The sequence below is a fragment of the Streptomyces sp. NPDC030296 genome (genome assembly GCF_055572815.1).
On sequence record NZ_JBVICQ010000002.1, the window covers coordinates 656,799 to 674,306 of the forward strand.

17 protein-coding genes are annotated in these 17,508 nt (G+C 66.7%); 9 read left to right on the plus strand and 8 right to left on the minus strand.

Features of this window, described 5'->3' with window-relative positions:
* Positions 1–55: 55 nt before the first annotated feature.
* The 5 genes from ACZ4Z3_RS06880 to ACZ4Z3_RS06900 all read left to right on the plus strand — a co-directional run bounded on the left by ACZ4Z3_RS06880 (position 56) and on the right by ACZ4Z3_RS06900 (position 7,298).
* Complete coding sequence (locus ACZ4Z3_RS06880) at positions 56–352, plus strand: hypothetical protein (RefSeq protein WP_468500007.1); 297 nt, start codon at positions 56–58, stop codon at positions 350–352.
* Positions 349–747, plus strand: a complete 399-nt coding sequence (locus ACZ4Z3_RS06885; protein ID WP_468500008.1) for a hypothetical protein — start codon at positions 349–351, stop codon at positions 745–747. The genes ACZ4Z3_RS06880 and ACZ4Z3_RS06885 overlap by 4 nt, the downstream gene beginning before the upstream one ends.
* Before the next feature lie 532 nt (positions 748–1,279).
* Positions 1,280–1,870: a hypothetical protein gene (locus tag ACZ4Z3_RS06890; RefSeq protein WP_468500009.1), complete on the plus strand. Its 591-nt coding sequence runs from the start codon at positions 1,280–1,282 to the stop codon at positions 1,868–1,870.
* Entirely contained in the window at positions 1,867–2,547 is a 681-nt protein-coding gene (locus ACZ4Z3_RS06895) for a hypothetical protein (protein WP_468500010.1), read from the plus strand. Before ACZ4Z3_RS06890 ends, ACZ4Z3_RS06895 begins: the two co-directional genes overlap by 4 nt.
* Positions 2,547–7,298: a putative T7SS-secreted protein gene (locus ACZ4Z3_RS06900; protein WP_468500011.1), complete on the plus strand. Its 4,752-nt coding sequence runs from the start codon at positions 2,547–2,549 to the stop codon at positions 7,296–7,298. Before ACZ4Z3_RS06895 ends, ACZ4Z3_RS06900 begins: the two co-directional genes overlap by 1 nt.
* 1,451 nt (positions 7,299–8,749) lie before the next feature.
* On the opposite strand, the gene ACZ4Z3_RS06905 is transcribed toward ACZ4Z3_RS06900, so the two are convergent.
* Positions 8,750–9,610: a hypothetical protein gene (locus ACZ4Z3_RS06905; protein ID WP_468500012.1), complete on the minus strand. Its 861-nt coding sequence runs from the start codon at positions 9,608–9,610 to the stop codon at positions 8,750–8,752.
* A gap of 799 nt (positions 9,611–10,409) precedes the next feature.
* Between ACZ4Z3_RS06905 and ACZ4Z3_RS06910 the strand changes: the two genes are divergently transcribed.
* Together ACZ4Z3_RS06910 and ACZ4Z3_RS06915 are read left to right on the plus strand one after the other, a co-directional pair.
* Positions 10,410–10,682, plus strand: a complete 273-nt coding sequence (locus tag ACZ4Z3_RS06910; protein WP_468500013.1) for a type II toxin-antitoxin system Phd/YefM family antitoxin — start codon at positions 10,410–10,412, stop codon at positions 10,680–10,682.
* Complete coding sequence (locus ACZ4Z3_RS06915) at positions 10,679–10,936, plus strand: Txe/YoeB family addiction module toxin (protein WP_468500014.1); 258 nt, start codon at positions 10,679–10,681, stop codon at positions 10,934–10,936. Before ACZ4Z3_RS06910 ends, ACZ4Z3_RS06915 begins: the two co-directional genes overlap by 4 nt.
* 32 nt (positions 10,937–10,968) lie before the next feature.
* Here ACZ4Z3_RS06915 and ACZ4Z3_RS06920 read toward each other — a convergent pair whose 3' ends face one another.
* The 5 genes from ACZ4Z3_RS06920 to ACZ4Z3_RS06940 form a co-directional block, all read right to left on the minus strand.
* Positions 10,969–12,255, minus strand: coding sequence for a caspase, EACC1-associated type (locus ACZ4Z3_RS06920; protein ID WP_468500015.1), 1,287 nt, complete (start codon positions 12,253–12,255; stop codon positions 10,969–10,971).
* An 11-nt stretch (positions 12,256–12,266) separates the two neighbouring features.
* The gene (locus ACZ4Z3_RS06925; protein WP_468500016.1) at positions 12,267–12,641 is read right to left on the minus strand and encodes an effector-associated constant component EACC1; all 375 of its coding nucleotides are present in this window, start codon (positions 12,639–12,641) and stop codon (positions 12,267–12,269) included.
* Positions 12,642–12,838: 197 nt separating this feature from the next.
* A complete protein-coding gene (locus ACZ4Z3_RS06930) occupies positions 12,839–13,495 on the minus strand; it encodes a class I SAM-dependent methyltransferase (protein WP_468500017.1) in 657 nt (218 codons plus the stop codon).
* A 70-nt stretch (positions 13,496–13,565) separates the two neighbouring features.
* Positions 13,566–14,066, minus strand: a complete 501-nt coding sequence (locus ACZ4Z3_RS06935; RefSeq protein WP_468500018.1) for a hypothetical protein — start codon at positions 14,064–14,066, stop codon at positions 13,566–13,568.
* Positions 14,067–14,253: 187 nt separating this feature from the next.
* The gene (locus ACZ4Z3_RS06940) at positions 14,254–14,460 is read right to left on the minus strand and encodes a hypothetical protein (protein ID WP_468500019.1); all 207 of its coding nucleotides are present in this window, start codon (positions 14,458–14,460) and stop codon (positions 14,254–14,256) included.
* Between the two features lie 172 nt (positions 14,461–14,632).
* Here ACZ4Z3_RS06940 and ACZ4Z3_RS06945 point away from each other — a divergent pair, with 172 nt between their 5' ends.
* Positions 14,633–15,388: a DUF6879 family protein gene (locus ACZ4Z3_RS06945; protein ID WP_468500020.1), complete on the plus strand. Its 756-nt coding sequence runs from the start codon at positions 14,633–14,635 to the stop codon at positions 15,386–15,388.
* 19 nt (positions 15,389–15,407) lie between these two features.
* Positions 15,408–16,253, plus strand: a complete 846-nt coding sequence (locus ACZ4Z3_RS06950; RefSeq protein WP_468500021.1) for a helix-turn-helix domain-containing protein — start codon at positions 15,408–15,410, stop codon at positions 16,251–16,253.
* 199 nt (positions 16,254–16,452) lie between these two features.
* Here ACZ4Z3_RS06950 and ACZ4Z3_RS06955 read toward each other — a convergent pair whose 3' ends face one another.
* Positions 16,453–16,656, minus strand: a complete 204-nt coding sequence (locus ACZ4Z3_RS06955; protein ID WP_468500022.1) for a DUF397 domain-containing protein — start codon at positions 16,654–16,656, stop codon at positions 16,453–16,455.
* A complete protein-coding gene (locus tag ACZ4Z3_RS06960; protein ID WP_468500023.1) occupies positions 16,653–17,483 on the minus strand; it encodes a helix-turn-helix domain-containing protein in 831 nt (276 codons plus the stop codon). Before ACZ4Z3_RS06960 ends, ACZ4Z3_RS06955 begins: the two co-directional genes overlap by 4 nt.
* Between the last annotated feature and the right edge of the window lie 25 nt (positions 17,484–17,508).

Below are 17,508 nucleotides of genomic sequence, written 5' to 3' on the forward strand. Positions count from 1 at the left end.
TGGGATGTCCGTCGCTGGCTGGCTGCCCGATCAGGCTCTCGGTATGGTCGATGGTATGGCAACGAAGAAGTACACCGTGACGCTTCCCGAGGAGCTCGCCGAGGCCATCCGGGCCGAGGTCGGCCCCGGCGGCTTCAGCCGCTACGTCACGCAGGCCATAGAGCGCCGACGGGAGCAGGAGCGGCTGCACGAGGCCGTGCAGTGGTGGGAGTCCGAGTACGGGGAGATCACCGAGGCGGAACTGGCCGAGGTCGAGGCCGAGCATCGCGACCTTGAGCGGCAGCACGCTGAGCGGAACGGCGCCCGCGAGGTAAGTGAGCAGCCGCACGAGCAGAACCGCGATGCCGCATGACCGGTAACCGGGTGTACGTACTCGACAGCGAAGGACTTTCGCGGTGGATGCGCGGGGAACGTCGCATGGGCGCCTACCTGAGGCACGCCGACGATGCCGGCATCCCGGTCGTCACCACCTCGATGACCCTCATCGAGGCTTACGACCCCACGCGCTCCCACCCCAAGTGGCACTGGGCTCTCTCCAAGATCCGTGTCGAGTCGGTGACGGAGGAAATTGGCAGGGAGGCCACCGGCCTTCTCAAGCAAACGGGCCTGCACGGCCACAAGTACGCCATCGACGCGGCCCTCGCCGCCGTCGCCCTCCGGCAGCCCGGCCCGGTCACCGTGTTCACGTCGGACGAGGACGACATGCGCAAGCTGTGCGCCGACCGCGTGGTCGTCGTGAAGCTCTGAGCCGAACACGGCCCATCCCCCTTCGCCCTTCGCTTCTTTCGGTGTGCCCGCGCTCCCCTTGATGCCCGGTGGGGCAAACCGACTCGCCCACGTGGTGCGATCCGCCACCCCGGTTCAAGGCCGGCCACCGGTCCAGATCGTAGGGGAGAATCCGGAAATACGGGTAGGCGGCGATACGCGCGACGTGCCAATACTAAGAACGTCCGCACGCTGAGCATCACGCGGGAAGGGACCGCGCGATCCGGATCACACTGACCGCGCGGAGCGCCGCTTCGGCTTCGGTGTGCCTGCCCCTCCGGAACAGTGCCCCCGCCTTGCCCTGGAGCGGGCCGCGAGGACCGTACGGTGGTCCGCGCCGAGGAGTCGCTGCGCGAGGTCCGGCACCGCCGACGAGTAGGCAGGCGGGCATCCACCTGCTGCCCTCTCGAGCAAGACGTGCAGCGTGCCGACCGCGCCGGGCGCAAGTGACCCATCCCTGCGGCAAAGACTTCGGCGTTGCAGCTCGTAGTGCGTCGATGCGATGATCGCGCGCATGTCTGATCATGGGGGAGGCGGTGGAGCGGCGGAGGGGACGCGCCGGTCCAGGATCTACGACTACCTGGAGCCGACCGCCCCGGCGGAGCCGGCCCAAGCCGCTCCCCGGCCCCCTCGTCAACCCGTTCCGGACGCCGCTCCTGAGCAGCCTGCCACTGACCAGGCCGCCATCCACCACCGTCGTCGTCGGCGCGAAGCCGCCGCTCTGCTCGGTGAGTTCCGGCGTACGGCGGTCCTGGTGCCCCTGTCGGCGGACGGCGACCCGCTCACCGGGGAATTCGGCGGTATCCGCTGGATCTACGCCTTCTCGGACGAGCCCTCCCTGGCCCGGTTCGCCATCGCAAGGGGCGAAGGAACACGACAGTGGGCCTACGACCGTGTCTTGGGCGCCCGGCTGCTGGATGTGGCGATCCCGGCGATGCCAGTGCCGTACGGGGTGGCGCTGGACGTCGGCACCGAGGGTCAGGGCGCACTGTTCCCGCCGGTCATGGGGATCGTGCCGGACGCGGCGGCGCTGGACGCGGACGTGGAAACAGGCACGAACGACACAAACGGGATTGCCCCGAACGGGGAGGAGTTGACTCGATGAGCGACGGCGGAGGGGGCGCCGGAGGCGAGGGCAAGGACCTTCAGGTCGAGGGCCTCGCCCTGATCACCGAGGGGATCAACCTGGCCATGTCGGAGCTTCGTGAACTCGGCATGGTCGGCGAGGCGAGCGTGGGCCGGGGCTTCGCCGACCTGGCGCTGTCCGGACTGGAGTTGGGGCACGGCGGACTCACGTCGGCGCTCGACGCGTTCTGTGAGCGCTGGGAGTGGGGGGTTCGCACGCTGATCCTGGAGGGCAGCGCCTTCGCGGACGCGGTGGGCCTGGCGGCGGGGACCTTCCACGAGACCGACCAGTACATCGGCGGCACCTTCAAGATCGCGGTGAACTCCGTCATGGGCAACCCTCACCTCAGCGAGGACCAGGTCAGCCGGATGTCCTGGGACGAGATCGGCGACAACCACATGTTCGCCACCTCCGACTGGAGCGCGGAGTCCTGGGAGCGCGCGCAGAAGAACACCGACCAGGCATGGAACGACACCCAGCGTGATGTCATGACGTCGCCCCTCCTCGAGAACGGGCCCCTCGACCCGCAGAAGGCGATGGGCATGACCGACCAGGAGTACGAGGCGTCGCTCGACCAGCTGTACGGCCCCTCCGGCGAGGAACGCGAGCAGGCGGCCCAGGCCGAGGGACAGCAGCGGAGCGGGGACGGCAGCTGATGGGCGGCTGGATCCCGGACGGTGTGGAGGACAAGCTCAAGGGTGCCGCCAACACCGTCGTCGGCAAGGCAGAAGAGGTCTACGACGACGGCAAGGAGGTCGTCGGCAGGGCCATCGACGAGGGCACCGACTACGCCGGCAAGCGCCTGGACGAGATGGGTCTCCACCAGGCGGCGGACAAGGTGGAGGACTGGGGGGACAGCACCGCCTCCGCCCTGGGCGCCACCCCCGGCGAACAGCAGCTCGGGGAGACCGAGCAGGCCAACGAACTGATCCACGGCAATGTCGGCCGCATCCAGGAGAGCGCCAAGCACCTCAAGGACTTCCACACGGCCTTCGACAAGGTCGGCGACGGCATGCGCAAGCTGGACTCCTCCCATTGGAAGGGCCAGGCCGCCGACACCTTCCGCGAGAAGTTCGCCATGCACCCCAAGAAGTGGCTGCACGCGGCGGACGCCTGCGACAAGGCCGCGAAGGCGCTCGACTCGTACGCGGACACGGTCAAGTGGGCCCAGGGCCAGGCCCAGGACGCCATCGACGCCTACAAGGCGGGCATGGAAGCGTCCAAGGCGGCCGTGGAGGCGTACAACAACAAGGTCGACGCGTACAACGCGAAGGTGAAGGCGGGTGAGGACCCCGGCCCCAAGCCGGCCGAGTTCAGCGACCCGGGCAAGGCGGACATCGCCCGCGCCCACGAACTCCTCAAGGAGGCCCGCCGCCAGCGCAACGAGGCCGCCCGCACCGCCACCACCTCGGTCAAGGCAGCCCTGGAACACGCCCCCGCCGAACTGCCGCCCGCCCTCAAGCTCGCCGCCAACTTCGTCGACCAGGGTGCGTCATCGGCCGTGGAACTCACCCATGTCGTCGGAGGCGTCGTCAAGGGCGGCGCGGGCATCATCAACTTCGGCCGCGGCATGAACGCGCTCGATCCGTACAACCTCGCCCACCCCGCCGAGTACTACCAGAACGTCAACATGACCCTGGCGGGGCTGACATCGACGGTCGCCCACCCCGACCGGGCTCTCAAGGATGCCTGGCAGTCCGCCAAGAAGGACCCGTCCGAGTTCGGGGGCCGCGTCGTCCTCGACCTCCTCGGGACAAAGGGGGCGGGGGCAGCGCGTGGAGTGGCGACGGGCGGCGTCAAAGGCACGGTCAGACACACCGTCGAGGACGTGCTCGAGTCGGGCAGGAAGCCGGAGATGCCGGCGCGAGAGAGGGTCAGCGACGCTCCCGGCCGGGACTCGCGTCAGCCCGACGCGGTGGAGTCGCGGGGCTCCGACCCGATCGACTTCGCCACCGGCCGGATGTACCTCCCACAAACAGACGTGACGCTGCCCGGTGCCCTTCCTCTGGTGTTCAGACGCCGCGTCGAGTCGGGCTACCACCTGGGCAAGTGGTTCGGCCCGTCCTGGTCCTCCACCGTCGACCAACGCCTGGAGATCGACTCCGAGGGCGTCATCTTCGTCACCGAGGACGGCCTGCTCCTCGCCTATCCCCACCCCGCGCCGGGCGCCCCGACCCTGCCGAGTCATGGCCCCCGCTGGCCCCTGGCCCGCGAAGACGGCGGCTACACAGTCACCGACCCCGGTACGCGCCGCACCTGGCACTTCACCGACCGCCGGGACAATCTCGCCGTCCTCGAACAGATCGACGACCGCAACGGCAACTGGCTCACCTTCGAGTACGACACCGAAGGCACCCCGCTCGGCATCGTCTCCAGCGCCGGATACGACGTCCGCGTCACCACGGAGGCCGGCCGGATCACGGCCCTCCACCTGGCCACGACGGGTCAGGAACTGAAGCGCTACGGCTACACGGACGGCAACCTCACCGAGGTCGTCAACTCCTCCGGCCTCCCCCTCCGCTTCACCTACGACGAGGCCGGCCGCGTCACCTCCTGGACGGACACCAACGACTCCACCTACTTGTACGACTACGACGACCAGGACCGCTGTATCGCCGAGGGCGGCACGGACGGCCACATGACCCTGCGCGTCTCGTACGACGACACGGACCCCGACACGGGCCTGCGCGTCACGACCACCACGACCGGCGAGGGCCACACCCGCCGCTTCCTCATCAACGAGGCGTGGCAGGTGGTCGCCGACATCGACCCCCTGGGCGCGGTCACCCGCTACGAACGGGACCGCTACAACCGCCTGCTGTCCCTGACGGACCCCCTGGGCCACACGACCACGTTCCGCTACGACGAGTCCAGGAACCCCACGGTCGTCACACGCCCGGACGGCCGCGAGGCGACAGCGGAGTACAACGACCTCGGCCTGCCGACACGGGTGGTGAACCCGGACGGCACGGTGATCCGCCAGACGTACGACGAACGTGGCAACCGCACATCGGTGACCGCCCCCACCGGCCTCACCACCCACTTCGCCTACGACGACGCGGGCCGCCTGACCGCCGTCACCGACCCCCTCGGCCACACGACTACCGTCCGCTGCGACCCCGCCGGTCTCCCGTTGGAGATCACCGACCCCCTCGGCGCGGTCACCCGCTACGAACGTGACGCCTTCGGCAGACCCGTCACCCTCACGGACCCGACGGGTGCGGTGACCCGGCTGGAGTGGACGGTGGAAGGCCGCCTCGCCCGCCGCACGGCCGCCGACGGCACCACGGAGTCGTGGACGTACGACGGTGAGGGCAACTGCACCACTCACACCGACCCGATGGGCGGCGTCTCCCGCTTCGAGTACACCCACTTCGACCTGCTGACGGCCCGCACGGGCCCGGACGGCGTACGCCACGAGTTCGCGTACGACCTGGAGCTGCGGCTGACGAAGGTCACCAACCCACAGGGCTTGACCTGGAGTTACGCGTACGACCCGACAGGCTCGCTGATCGCCGAGACGGACTTCGACGACCGCACCCTCACCTACGCACACGACGCGGCGGGCCGCCTGACGTCCCGCACGAACGCCCTCGGCCAGGTGGTGTCGTTCGAACGCAACGCCCTGGGCCGGCTGGTCCGCAAGAACGCGGCGGGCGACGTCACGACGTACGCGTACGACATGACGGACCAACTCGCCCAGGCAACGGGCCCGGACGGTACGACGCTGACGATCCTGCGCGACCGCTTCGGCCGGGTGCGCTCGGAGACGGTCGACGGACGCGAGCTGACGTACACGTATGACGATCTGGGCCGCCGAACAGGCCGCACGACGCCGACCGGCGTGACGACGACCTGGACGTACGACGCGGCGGGCCGCCGCACGGGGATGACAGCCGCGGGCCACACCATCGACTTCACCTACGACGAGGCCGGCCGCGAGCTGACCCGCCGCATCGGCGAGACGGTCACCCTGGCGCACACATTCGACTCCGTGGGCCGCCTGACCACCCAGTCGGTCACGGACGCATCCGGCCGCCCGATCCAACACCGCGGGTACACCTACCGCGCCGACGGCAACCTCACCGGCATCGACGACCGACTCTCCGGTACCCGCCGCTTCGACCTCGACGCGGCAGGCCGAGTGACGGCCGTCCACGCGGCCAACTGGACCGAGACATACGCCTACGACGAGGCTGGCAACCAGACCTCGGCGTCCTGGCCGCCGGACCACCCCGGTCAGGAGGCCACCGGCCTCCGCGCCTACACAGGCACCCGCATCACCCGCGCGGGAGGCGTCCGCTACGAACACGACGCGTTGGGCCGCATCACCCTGCGCCAGAAGACCCGCCTGTCCCGCAAACCGGACACCTGGCGGTACGAGTGGGATGCCGAGGACCGCCTGACGTCCGTGACGACCCCGGACGGCACGCGCTGGCGGTACACGTATGACCCGCTGGGCCGCCGTACGGCGAAACTCCGCTTGGCGGACGACGGCGAAACGGTGGTCGAGCACGTCGTCTTCACCTGGGATGGCACCACACTCTGCGAGCAGACCACCACATCTCCGACCCTGCCCAACCCGGTCACCCTCACCTGGGACCACCAGGGCCTGCGCCCCATCACCCAGACCGAACGAATAACGGCGGCAGACGCTCCCCAAGAGGAGATCGACTCCCGCTTCTTCGCCATCGTCACGGACCTGGTGGGCACGCCGAGCGAACTCGTCGACGAGGAGGGCGAGATCGCGTGGCGGACCCGTAGCACGCTGTGGGGCACAACGGCCTGGGCGGCCGACAGCACCGCCTACACCCCTCTCCGCTTCCCCGGCCAGTACTTCGACCCCGAGACGGGCCTCCACTACAACTACTTCCGCCACTACGACCCCGAGTCGGCCCGCTATCTGACCCCAGACCCCCTCGGGCTCTCGCCTGCCCCCAACCCTGTCTCCTACGTCTACAACCCTCATACGCGATCTGATTCTCTCGGGCTTGCGCCAGATTACCCTGAAGGCGAAAACGGCCGAGACATATTTGATTTCAGAGAGCCGAATCCGAATTTCCCGGCCAGCGAAGCAGCGACCACAGCCATGCGATCCGCGCCGATCGGTGGGAACATCGACTGTTCCGAGATCGCGGCATACATCCTCCGAGAAACTGGAGGGGAGGGGAAAATCATTAATTTCACTACACGCAACGACCCCGCCATCAACATCCCTGAAAATTCAGGACAAGCAGTGACGGAATATCGCTATCATGACGTCTATACGGATGGGCGATATGTATATGATCCGGCAATGCGTTCGGATCCAATTCCGTACGGCGACTACGAACGAGCCATCCGATTGCTGAACCCCGGCAAGAAGCTGATCATCCAAGACGGAGGGTACTCTGGCCCTCTCTGGTAATGGTTTGAATGGATCTGATAATGTCAACCCGCAGCGCGCGTGCGATGCAAGCACTCAGCAGGTTTGGAGAACTCGCCTGGTTTTCTCTGCCTGCGGAGAAAAACCCTGTGTATGGATACCCACAGGTACCGTATATGGGGTGGCGCTACACATCTACCCAAGAAGACGTCGCACGCCTCATCGAAGATGCCGTAGCAGGACTGCCAACAGAAGTCGAATGGACACTCGACAGGACAAGAAGAAATTGGCTCCTGGTTCCAACCCGGATTCTGCGCGAAGCACATGGGCTCGAAAGCCCAGCATTCGCCAACGTTGTCCACTCCATAAACACTCAGGACCACGAATTTTGTGCCAGGGCGCTATCGGATATCGACCTCATCCTCCAGCACCTGCAGCATGTCCCGTTCCCGAAAGAGTGACGTCGCAACCACGCTGGCCCCCCTTGGGCATCACGCCCCCCTCGGCGCGGTCATCCGCTACGAACGTGACCCCTTCGGCAGACCCGTCACTGTCACTGACCCGATCGGGTGTGGCAACCCGGCTGGAGTGGACGATGGAAGACCACCTCGCCCAGCGCACGACCGCCGACGGCACCACGGCGTCTCCCACTTCGAGCCCACTACGACCCCGAAACCGCCCGCCAGCTCACCGATCATCTCGGGCTTTCCCCAGATTATGACCTCACAGATCTGGGCGATAATTGGCATCGGCCACCCGCAGGCTTGGATTACGGCCCGGGGTCCGCAGAGGGGGCATCGCATTCTCCATGTCATGAGACACGCTCGCGAGAACCCCTCAAATCCCATGCACAGGATGTTCAATACCGGGTCCATGGGCGTCATGGAAACCGTTGATGAAGCCTGGGGAAGGCGACAGCCGAACACGGAAATGAATTAGTCACCGCTTTCCCGAGGAGTTGGCCCAGATGAGAAAGATTCCATGCCCTCACTGCGAACAGGACTGGATCAGAAAATACAGAACAAAAGACCTGAAATTCATTTTCTTTATGTGTCCGGAATGCGAGTCGCTCTGGCTGCACGAAGAAAATCTGGAGGAGCGAACCGAACTTTATCTGAGCGAGTACCTGCCTCAGCACGATGCATCATCCGTCTGGGACAATGTCGAGGACATCAGCTAAACGCAGCACATGCTCGTCCCTTACATCAACGCGCCTCACTGAATTTGCTTTCTCACAAGCTCCTGGGGGAAGCCCAGAAGGCACTATCTCTAAGCAAGACATCCGGCGGACGGGTGTGCCTCAGCTCCCTCTTGGTAGCGATCGTCGTGTTGTGCGGGCAGGCGATTCCCCTGCGTAAGGGCTGGCGCCTGTCCTACCCTGACGGCACAACGCTCACGCAGGCGGCCGAATCAGGTCAGACTGTGCTCCAGCGGATTCTCGCGGTTCGCGGTGACCGGCAAGGGAGGATGACGAACGAGCCCTCACGCCCACATCAAGGCTGAGGTTCCTCCAGCTTGCCGGCGGTTGCCTCTGCACCGGGCTGTTCCGCACGTGGGGTGGCGAAAGGCACCTTGTCTTCCACGACTTCCCCATCCATCACTCGGGGCGAGGGTTCCGCCAGTGGCAGGCCGGCGAGGTGCTTCTTGAGCCTCTTGGCCATCGGCAGGTAGGTCGCAAGGGTGAGCCCGCCGGAGACAACGGCCCCTACCACGGGGATGGCCTTCGAAACACTCTTCGCGAAGGAATCCTTTGTCATCTTGACGCCGAGGAAGGCTGCGACTTTTTTGACGATGGGATAGATGAGGCCCTTGGTGAGTGCCTTCTGGGGCAACTTCTTGGCCGCCTGCTCCGACATCATCGCCGCGACCTTCCCCACAGCGGTGTTCGCCGACTGGGTGCCGAACATCACGCCGAAGAACAGCGTGAGTACTCCCATGGTCGCGTCATCGACGTCATCGCCGTCGTCGGAGAACAGATCGGGCCAGCTGTAGAGGTACGCGAGCTTCTGCGCGATACGCAGCATGTGGCCGAAGTACTGAGCCAGGTCGGCGGGCACGGTGGCGGGAAGAGCGAGGACGCCGGGTATCCCGGCAGCCGCGGAGAGAGCGCTCACCTTGGCGGTTTCCAAGCGGATGGAGTCGTTGGCCACTCTGTCGAGAACCTCGACGTCGATGCCCGCCGCAGCGGGAGACTCTTCTACCGCTCTTCGGATGTCGTCCTCGGAGCAGTGGCGAGCCAGCGCACTGCGGAGGTACGCCTCCCTGTTGATACGCACACCCGGAAGCTTCGCTGCCGCCAGCAGCACCGCGGAGAAGCGCGACTCGGGGTTCTCGACCTCTTTACCCTGCTTCATGGCAAGAACTTACCGTAGCTCCGGGCCCCAAGGGCCGGACTCTGCAGGCTCCGTTGAGGTCTCGCTGTGTGAGTGACGGTGATGTGTGGCCAGCTCCCCTCGCGATGTCGATCGTCATCCGGGAAGCCGGCCTCTGCCGGGAACCGGCCGCCTCTGGCCGGACGTTAGCCGGCAGGCGTCTTTCGGTAGCGGCCCGGATCACGTCCGGCACCGGCCACCACATGAGCTTGATCAGCGACTCCGAACCAATCCACCTGCTTGCTCACGGGTCGGTCAGGGTTTGTACGCGGGGGTGGGGAATGGCGGCTGTCCACAACAGCTCCCTGCAGCGCATCCGGGCGGGTGAGAAGTCGTGGGACATCTTGATGGTCGCTGCGGAGGCGCTCATCTGCATGTCTTCCTCCCCTTCCAGGTCAGCGTCGTAGATCTCGAAGAGCTTGTCCTCGGCCGTGTCAAGACCAGCTGCCTCGATGGCCTGATAAGAAGTTCGTCGTATGCGGGTGTGGAAGCTCCCGTGTCGGGCTGCCGGAACACCGCCGTGCCGCCTCCGCCGAACTCGGCCGCATCCTCGCCGACGCGGCGGCCGACGCTGCGTGAGTGACTGGACCTGGGAGTACAACCCCGACGCCGAACACGCCGTCGGCGACCTCCCCGAGGCCTACAGGCGAGACGTCGAGGACTTCGCCCGCCGCATCGCCGAAGCTGTCGGTGTCCACCTACAAGAGGGAAGCTCACCGTACGAGAAAGTCGTACCATTTCGGTACCGTTTTCCAGTACGACCGAGAGTGGGGTGCCGCAGATGACGATCAGCGCCAGCGAGGCCCGCAAGGACCTCTTCCCACTCATCAAGCGCGTCAACGACGACCACACCCCCGTGCGCATCAGCTCGCAGAGCGGCGACGCGGTGCTGATGTCCGCCGACGACTACGACTCCTGGCAGGAGACCGTCTACCTGCTGCGCTCCCCCGCCAACGCGCACAGCCTCATGGAAGCCGTCGCACGGGACAGGGCCGGCGAGGCCGTGGTCACCAGGACCATGGCAGAGCTGGACGAACTGGCAGGTGACGGGTGAGGAGCGTCCACGTCCACCCGGCCGGGTGGGAGGACTTCCTGTTCTGGCTCGGCTCGGACCGTGCCATGGCCCGCAGGATCACCCGGCTGATCGCCGAGATCCAGCGCAGGCCCTTCACCGGCATCGGCAAGCCGGAGCCCCTGAAGGGCGACCTGTCCGGCTACGGGTCACGGCGGATCGACGACGAGCACCGGCTCGTCTACCGGGTGGACGAGAAGGAGGTCAAGATCCTCAAGGCTCGCTACCACTACTGAGGCCGGCTCGCACGCGCGCCGACTCCCGCCGCTCACCCAGCCGTCAACGCGCGCAGTCCCAGGAGTAGTCCGAGGAGGTCACTCGCCGAAGGCCCCCCGAACAGCCACATGGGCTGACTGAGCAGGAACTTTCGGCTGTCCGGGCCTGTGACTTCGAGGAAGACCGGCGTCGGTCCGTTGCCCTGGGGAGTCCTGGCGGGTTGCTCCACCCGTCGCCTGAACTCGTAGCGACTGAGACTCGCCCAGGAGATGTCCATCCTCTGCATGCCCGAATGGAGGCGCACACCCCAGTCCGTGACGGCGATCGCACGCGGTGGGTCGATGCCTCTGCGCCAACGGTAGAAGGCGAGCAGTTCTTCCTTCCTCTCGTGGACCAGGTCGTCCCGCACTTTGTTAGCGATGCGCTTGGACGTGTTCGGATCGGACCGGACCGACAGCTTGTGCGTCCGGCACAGAGTGACGATCTCGTCCCGTGGGAGCGGCGCAGGAACTGGCGCGGGCGCCGGTGCCGGTGCCGGTGCCGGAATCGGTACCGGCACCGGCGGGCTTCCGGCCGGTCCGGGCGCCCGGTACGAGCCGTTGCGGGCAAGGATGATCCGGGAGCCGAGGCCCTTGGTCTTGAGTTCGGGTTCCGGCAGCAGCGGCAGCGTCTTGCGACGCTCGGAGAGGCGTTGGGAAACCGCCGTGAAGACATCGCTGAGTCCGAGGTACTCGGGCCCCCTCGGGTCTCCCGCCCGGAGCACGTCCAGCAGTGCTCCGGTGAACGCGGTGTGCCGCTCGCCTTGCGGGGCGAGCGCCTTCCGGGTCGCCGCGGCGGCCGCGAACAGTCCGACTCCGTCGACCTCCGCCTGCTTCGCGAACTCCGCGCTGCTGTCGCCCTCCCCGCCCATGTGCCCGTCTCCGGCCAGGCCCGCATAGCAGCAGTCCAGGATGACGACGGTGCGCCACCCCTTCCGGGTCGGCGGCTGGAGACGGGAGCGCAGGTCGTTGTAGCGCAGGCCCTCGTCGAAGTCCTCGATGTGGGGCAGGGTCAGATAGAGCGAGTCGTCCGAACCGGCCCGCACACCGTGACCGGCGTAGTAGACAAGCAGTGTGTCGGAGGCTTCCTCCGCGGCCTTCTTGACCGCTCTCATCACCACTTCGTTGGACTCCGGCGAAAGCAACTCGACGCAGTTCTCCGTCGGCAGGGACCAGACCGTCCCGTCGGTCAGGGCGGCACGCAGCGCCCTGACGTTGTGCACGACAGCCGGCATGTCGGCAAGGTCGGTGTTCTTGACTCCGGAGGCGTTGCCGATCAGGACCGCCCGGCTCCCGGCCATGTCGGGCAGGGTCACTGTCCCTCCGGCTCCGAGTCCCCGTCGGTTGCGAGCAGTGCTCTCAGGGCCTCCTCGATCCGTTCCGGGTCGGCATCTTCGAGGGTGACGACCCTTCTGGTCCCCTCGCGCTCGATACGCAGCCGTCGCCGCCGTTCCGCACGACGTTCCTTTCGGGCGTCCAGCCAGGTCGCGGCCGTGATGACGAACCCGCCGAGGGCGATCGCCGTATTGACGACTGCCAGAACGGTCTCCCCGGTGCCCATCTGGTCCGGACCCCCGCCGGTGAGGGAAGGCTGGGTCCTCGCCCCGTCGGGGTCCTTCAGCAGCCAGCTCAGCAGGTCGTCCGCGTCCCCCGGCGTCCCGCCCTCCACAGTGACCCGTACTCGCATCTCCCGTACCCCCTGTCGCGTACACCGCGCCCGCCCCCGTCCCCGCCGACGCTGCCGTGTCCCTACCCTCGGGCGAGAACGTCAACTCCCCGGCCCAGGGGGCTCGGATAACGCGGTTCCTCCGGTGGGCGGGATCACGGGCCGCGCCACACGCCGAGCAAGGGCCGAGCACCAAAGACGCTCTCGGCCAAGGTCTGTTACGGAGCCACCGCTCGAACGAGGAGCGTCCCGATGTGCCCGGGGTGAGGCGCGTCGAGGATCCGCGCGTCGGCCGTGGCGAACCCGGCCCTGGTGAGCAGGCGCTCCCAGACGGCCGGGCGGTAGCTGTAGCGGTAGGTGAACATCGCTTTTCCGGCGAAGCCTCCCTTGTACATGCCCTGCGGCCCGTACGCGCCGGGGATGGCCGGCGGCTGCGAGAACGCGAAGACGCCGCCGGGCCGGAGCCTTCGGCGGACCAGGGGGAAGAGACGGCCCGGGTCGGTGAACCAGGCGGCTCCGAAGATCGAGTAGACGGCGTCGTACGCGTCCTCGTGATCGCTCAGGTACTCCAGCACCTCGGAGCACACGAACTCCGCCCCGGTGCCCGCCCACTTCGCGGTGGTCTTCTCGACCATGACGGGAGACAGGTCCACTCCACGAGCGGCGATACCGCGCTCAGCGAGGTGGGCCAGGGCGCGGCCGGTGCCACAGCCGATCTCCAGAACGGAACGCGGGTCGCCCAGTAGCTCCGGGCCAGGTCCGTGACCGGCGTACTGGGTCCAGCAGAAACTCGGCTCCGCGTCGTCCTTGAATGCGGAAGCGGCGAAGGTGTCCCACAGCTCGGTCTCGGCGGCGATGTCGTGTTGTGCGGGCAAAGCGATTCCTCTTCGCAGAGCCGGCCCCTGTCCTGCGGGGGACCGAGGACAGGGGCCAGGGTAGGGCCGTTCAGTGACTGTCGGGGACCTTGTTGTCGCACGGCGAACAGTCCGTGCCGTCGATCGCCCACAGCTCCTCGTCGATGTCGAAGCCGATGGACTGCAGGAAGTCCGCCGTACGCAGGCACAGACCGTCACGGCGGCGCTCGATGAACGGGGCGTGGTGCTTGTAGCGGCCCTCGTTGTACACGTCGCAGAGGGACCACCACACGGGTGTGTCGAGGATGAGCTGGTGCACGCCGATGTCGACGAGCTTGCCGACGCCCAGGTGGACCTCGGGGTGCTCCATGCAGCCGATGGTGTACATGACGGCGTTGCCGAGGATCCGCTCGGCCATGTCGCGAACCATCGTGTGGTCGCGCAGCAGCAGGGCGATCTCGCGGTCCCACAGGGTCATGCCGCCGTCCAGCACGTTGATCGTCAGGTGCTTGATGCGGGGCTGGACGGCGTTGAGGAGTTCCTTGGGATCCCGTGTGCGGGTGCTGGTGGGTCGGTCGATGGTCGCGGTCATGGACTACTCCTTCGGAGAAAGGTCGTGCCGGACTAATGCGGGCCCGTTCCACATGTCGGCCCCTCGTGGGCTGGAAGCGAGGCACCGGCGTCTTGTACATCCCGCTCCAGCGAGGGCTATGTGGAGAGCCGCCACGGCATCCGGGTTGGCGGCAGGCCGCCGTCCCCGCCAGGTCTTCCCGGGCTGCTCATTTCTCGCTGCCCTGCCGGAGCGCATCTGCGAGTCGCATGGCCACGTCGGCGCGTACGCGGCCCAGTTCCACGAGCCCGAGAGCGGGCGAGCCGGCATCGACTGCGAGTGAGGGCAGCACGATGCCTGCCTGAGAAAGTGCCGCCTTCAGGGCCTCTGCGGCCGCGAGAGGGCCGGTGTCCTGAGCCTGTTGCGCTGTGACCATGAACGAGACGTTAGGGAAGGGCAGGGCCCGGGAGACAGGGAAGTTCCCCGATGTTGCTTGACTTCGCGAGGGAGTTCCCCGAAGTTCCTCGTATGGCCCGGCTGAACAGTACGCATGAGGCACCACCTGCGGGGAGGCTTGACGCATCGGTCCCCGGTGAAAGGAACTGCTCATGGTGCGACGGCTGCGCTTCAATGGGACGGGCAGCGGCGACGACGGATGCCCCTCGGTGCACGAGGACCTCGACTCGGGAGAAGTCGTCGTGCACGGCCCGCCGCTCACCAACCCCGAGGACATTGCCCAGCTTCGGCACTTGGGCGAGGGCGAGGTCCCGATCGTGGTGCCTCGATCACTGCTCGTGGACTGGGGGCCGAAGGACATGACTCGTGAGGCGAAGATCATCGACCTGGACGGCTTCGGTCGGCTCTTCGAGCAGTTCGAGCACACAGCGTGGCGGTTGGAGACCCGGCGACGTTACGCATCCGACGAAGACACCGACACATACGCACAGTTCCTGCGTGGCGAGTCGGTCGACTGGGACGAAACCGACTCGGAGTGGTGTGCCAATCGCCGTGTGCAAACCGCGCTCGGTAAGCGCATCGAGCGGGTCCGCGTCGTCGACAACCCGCCGACGACAGGGCAGTTGTATCTGCTCGACAACGCACGTCGTAACAGCGCCGTAGGCGAGAGGATGATGAACCTCTGGCGCGCGGAAGCCGACCGGCTCAACCTGCCCTCCGAGGACTTCTGGCTCTTCGATTCGCGCATGGTCGCGTTGCTTCAGTTCGACGACGCCGACAACCTGACCAGCGTCGAACTGATCACGGAGCCCGCTGAGGTGGTGCGGTACTCCATGGTGCGGGACGCGGCCATGCATCACGCCGTCCCGTACGAGGAGTTCGCGGCCGGCCTGGCCGTGAAGGAGTAGCAGAAACAGGTGTGTACCGGTGAGCACGGACTACCAGAAGGCGCGCGAGGCCCTCGGGCAACGCCTCCGGGAGCTTCGGCTGTCAGCCCCAGGTGGCCGTATCACCGGTACCGAACTCGCCGACCGGTGCGGATGGCACAAGTCGAAGGTCAGCAAGCTGGAGAACGGCCGGACGACGCCCACGCCGGAAGACCTGCGGAAGTGGGCTGAGAGCACCGGTCGGCCGGAGGCGGGTGACGAGTTGCTTGCCAGGCTCCGAGGCTTCGAGTCCCACATTCGATCATGGCGTCGGCAACTTGCCGCAGGACACAAGCCCGTACAGGACGCACGCAACGCCGAACACGCGAGGACACGCACCTTTCGCGTGTGGCAAGGCTCCATGATCGTCGGCGTCCTTCAGACACCGGACTACGCCCGGTCGGTCTTCACACGCTTCACGGAGCTGCATCAGTCGCCACGCGACATCGAAGAAGCAGTGGCGTCGCGTATGAGGCGCCAAGAGTCCCTGTACGACTCGACGAAGCGGTATCGCATCCTCATGTGGGAAGCCACCCTGCACGTCCAGATCTGCCCTCCGTCGGTGCTCGCCGCCCAGCTCGACCGCCTCATGGGAGTCATCGGTCTCACCACGGTCGAACTGGGCATCATCCCGCTCTCCGCCAGCCTCAAGATCCCCCCGGCCACCGCCTTTTGGATCTACGACGACCGCCAGGTGATTGTGGAGAACTGGCACGCGGAGCTGTGGATCGACGACGAGGCCAGCGTGGACACCTACCTGCGCACCTGGAGGACACTCCGGGAATCCGCGGTGTACGGCGTTGACGCGCACCGTCTCATCAGTGCGGCGCGGCGGGCGTTGCACTGACCGAACCGGGCGGCAGGCCATGCTTCAGAGAAGCGACTCTCATCAGCTCGCGCACCAGCCACTCCCCGGCGGGCAGCCGCTCGTCCCCAGAGCGGACAAGGACCCGTAGCCCTGATGCCGAACGCGGGAGGGTCTGCCCGCTGTTGAGAGAAGCGCTGGGCCCTCGGCACGTGCACACCTGCCGAAGGCCCTGCGCCTGTCAGAGTGCCGCGAACTCGATAAACGCGGTCCACGCCGTGGGGTCTACGGCCAGGGCGGCGCGGATTGTGTCCTTTGAGTCGCGGACGTGGACCCTGGCGAAGCTGGCGGCTACTTCGACACACTGACCGCCCTCGGCGCCGCTGTAGCTGCTCTTGACCCAGACAAGCGCAGGCGCGGGACCGCGCTTTGTTTCAGCGTTCATCTCTCTCCCAACAGCTTCTCGATGAAGGCCAGGGACTCACTCGGGGTGAGGGCCTGCGCTCGGATAATCCCATAGCGTGCGGACAGCGCATGGACCGCATCTCGCTCGGTGACCAGCGTGCTTCGACCTTGAGCCTCCATGTAACCGACCTGCTGGCCCTGCCTTGGCATCAGCAAGGTGAACGCGCCATCCACACCAGCGTGGTCCTCACGGTCGAGCGGCATTACCTGAAGCTCGACGTTCCGTTTCTGGCCGAGCAAGAGGAGCTGCTCAAGCTGTCCGCGCCATACCTGCTCACCGCCGAGCGGCCGCCGCACAACCGCCTCTTCCATCACAAAGCTCAGCAACGGAGCGGGCCACCTGTCGAAGAGCCCCTGTCGTACGAGCCGCGCAGTAACGCGCTGCTCGATAGTCGCCTCGTCCAGCAGTGGACGCCGCATCCCCAGCAGAGCCCGCGTGTACTCCTCGGTCTGCAACAGGCCGTTGACCACGTGGGTCTCGTACACGTAGAGCTCGGCCGCTTCGGCCTCCAACTTGGCCGCGTCCCGGAAGAACGCCGGGTACTGAGCCCGAGCCACCTCCTCCTTGATCGCGCTCAACACCCCACCCGCGCCCAGCACTTCATCCGCCTGGTCGATGAACTTCGGTGGCGGAATACGTCTCGCCTGCTCGAACGACGCGATCGTCGAGGCCGAGTACCCGGTCAGCGACCCGAGCGCCGCGCGGTCCATCCCCGCCCGCTCCCGGAACAGCTTCAACTGCCTCCCGAACACGCACAGCATGCCCGTCCCGACCTCGTACTCCGGCTGCTGAACCTCGTCGTCCACTCCGCAGCTCCTCTCGTACAACCGC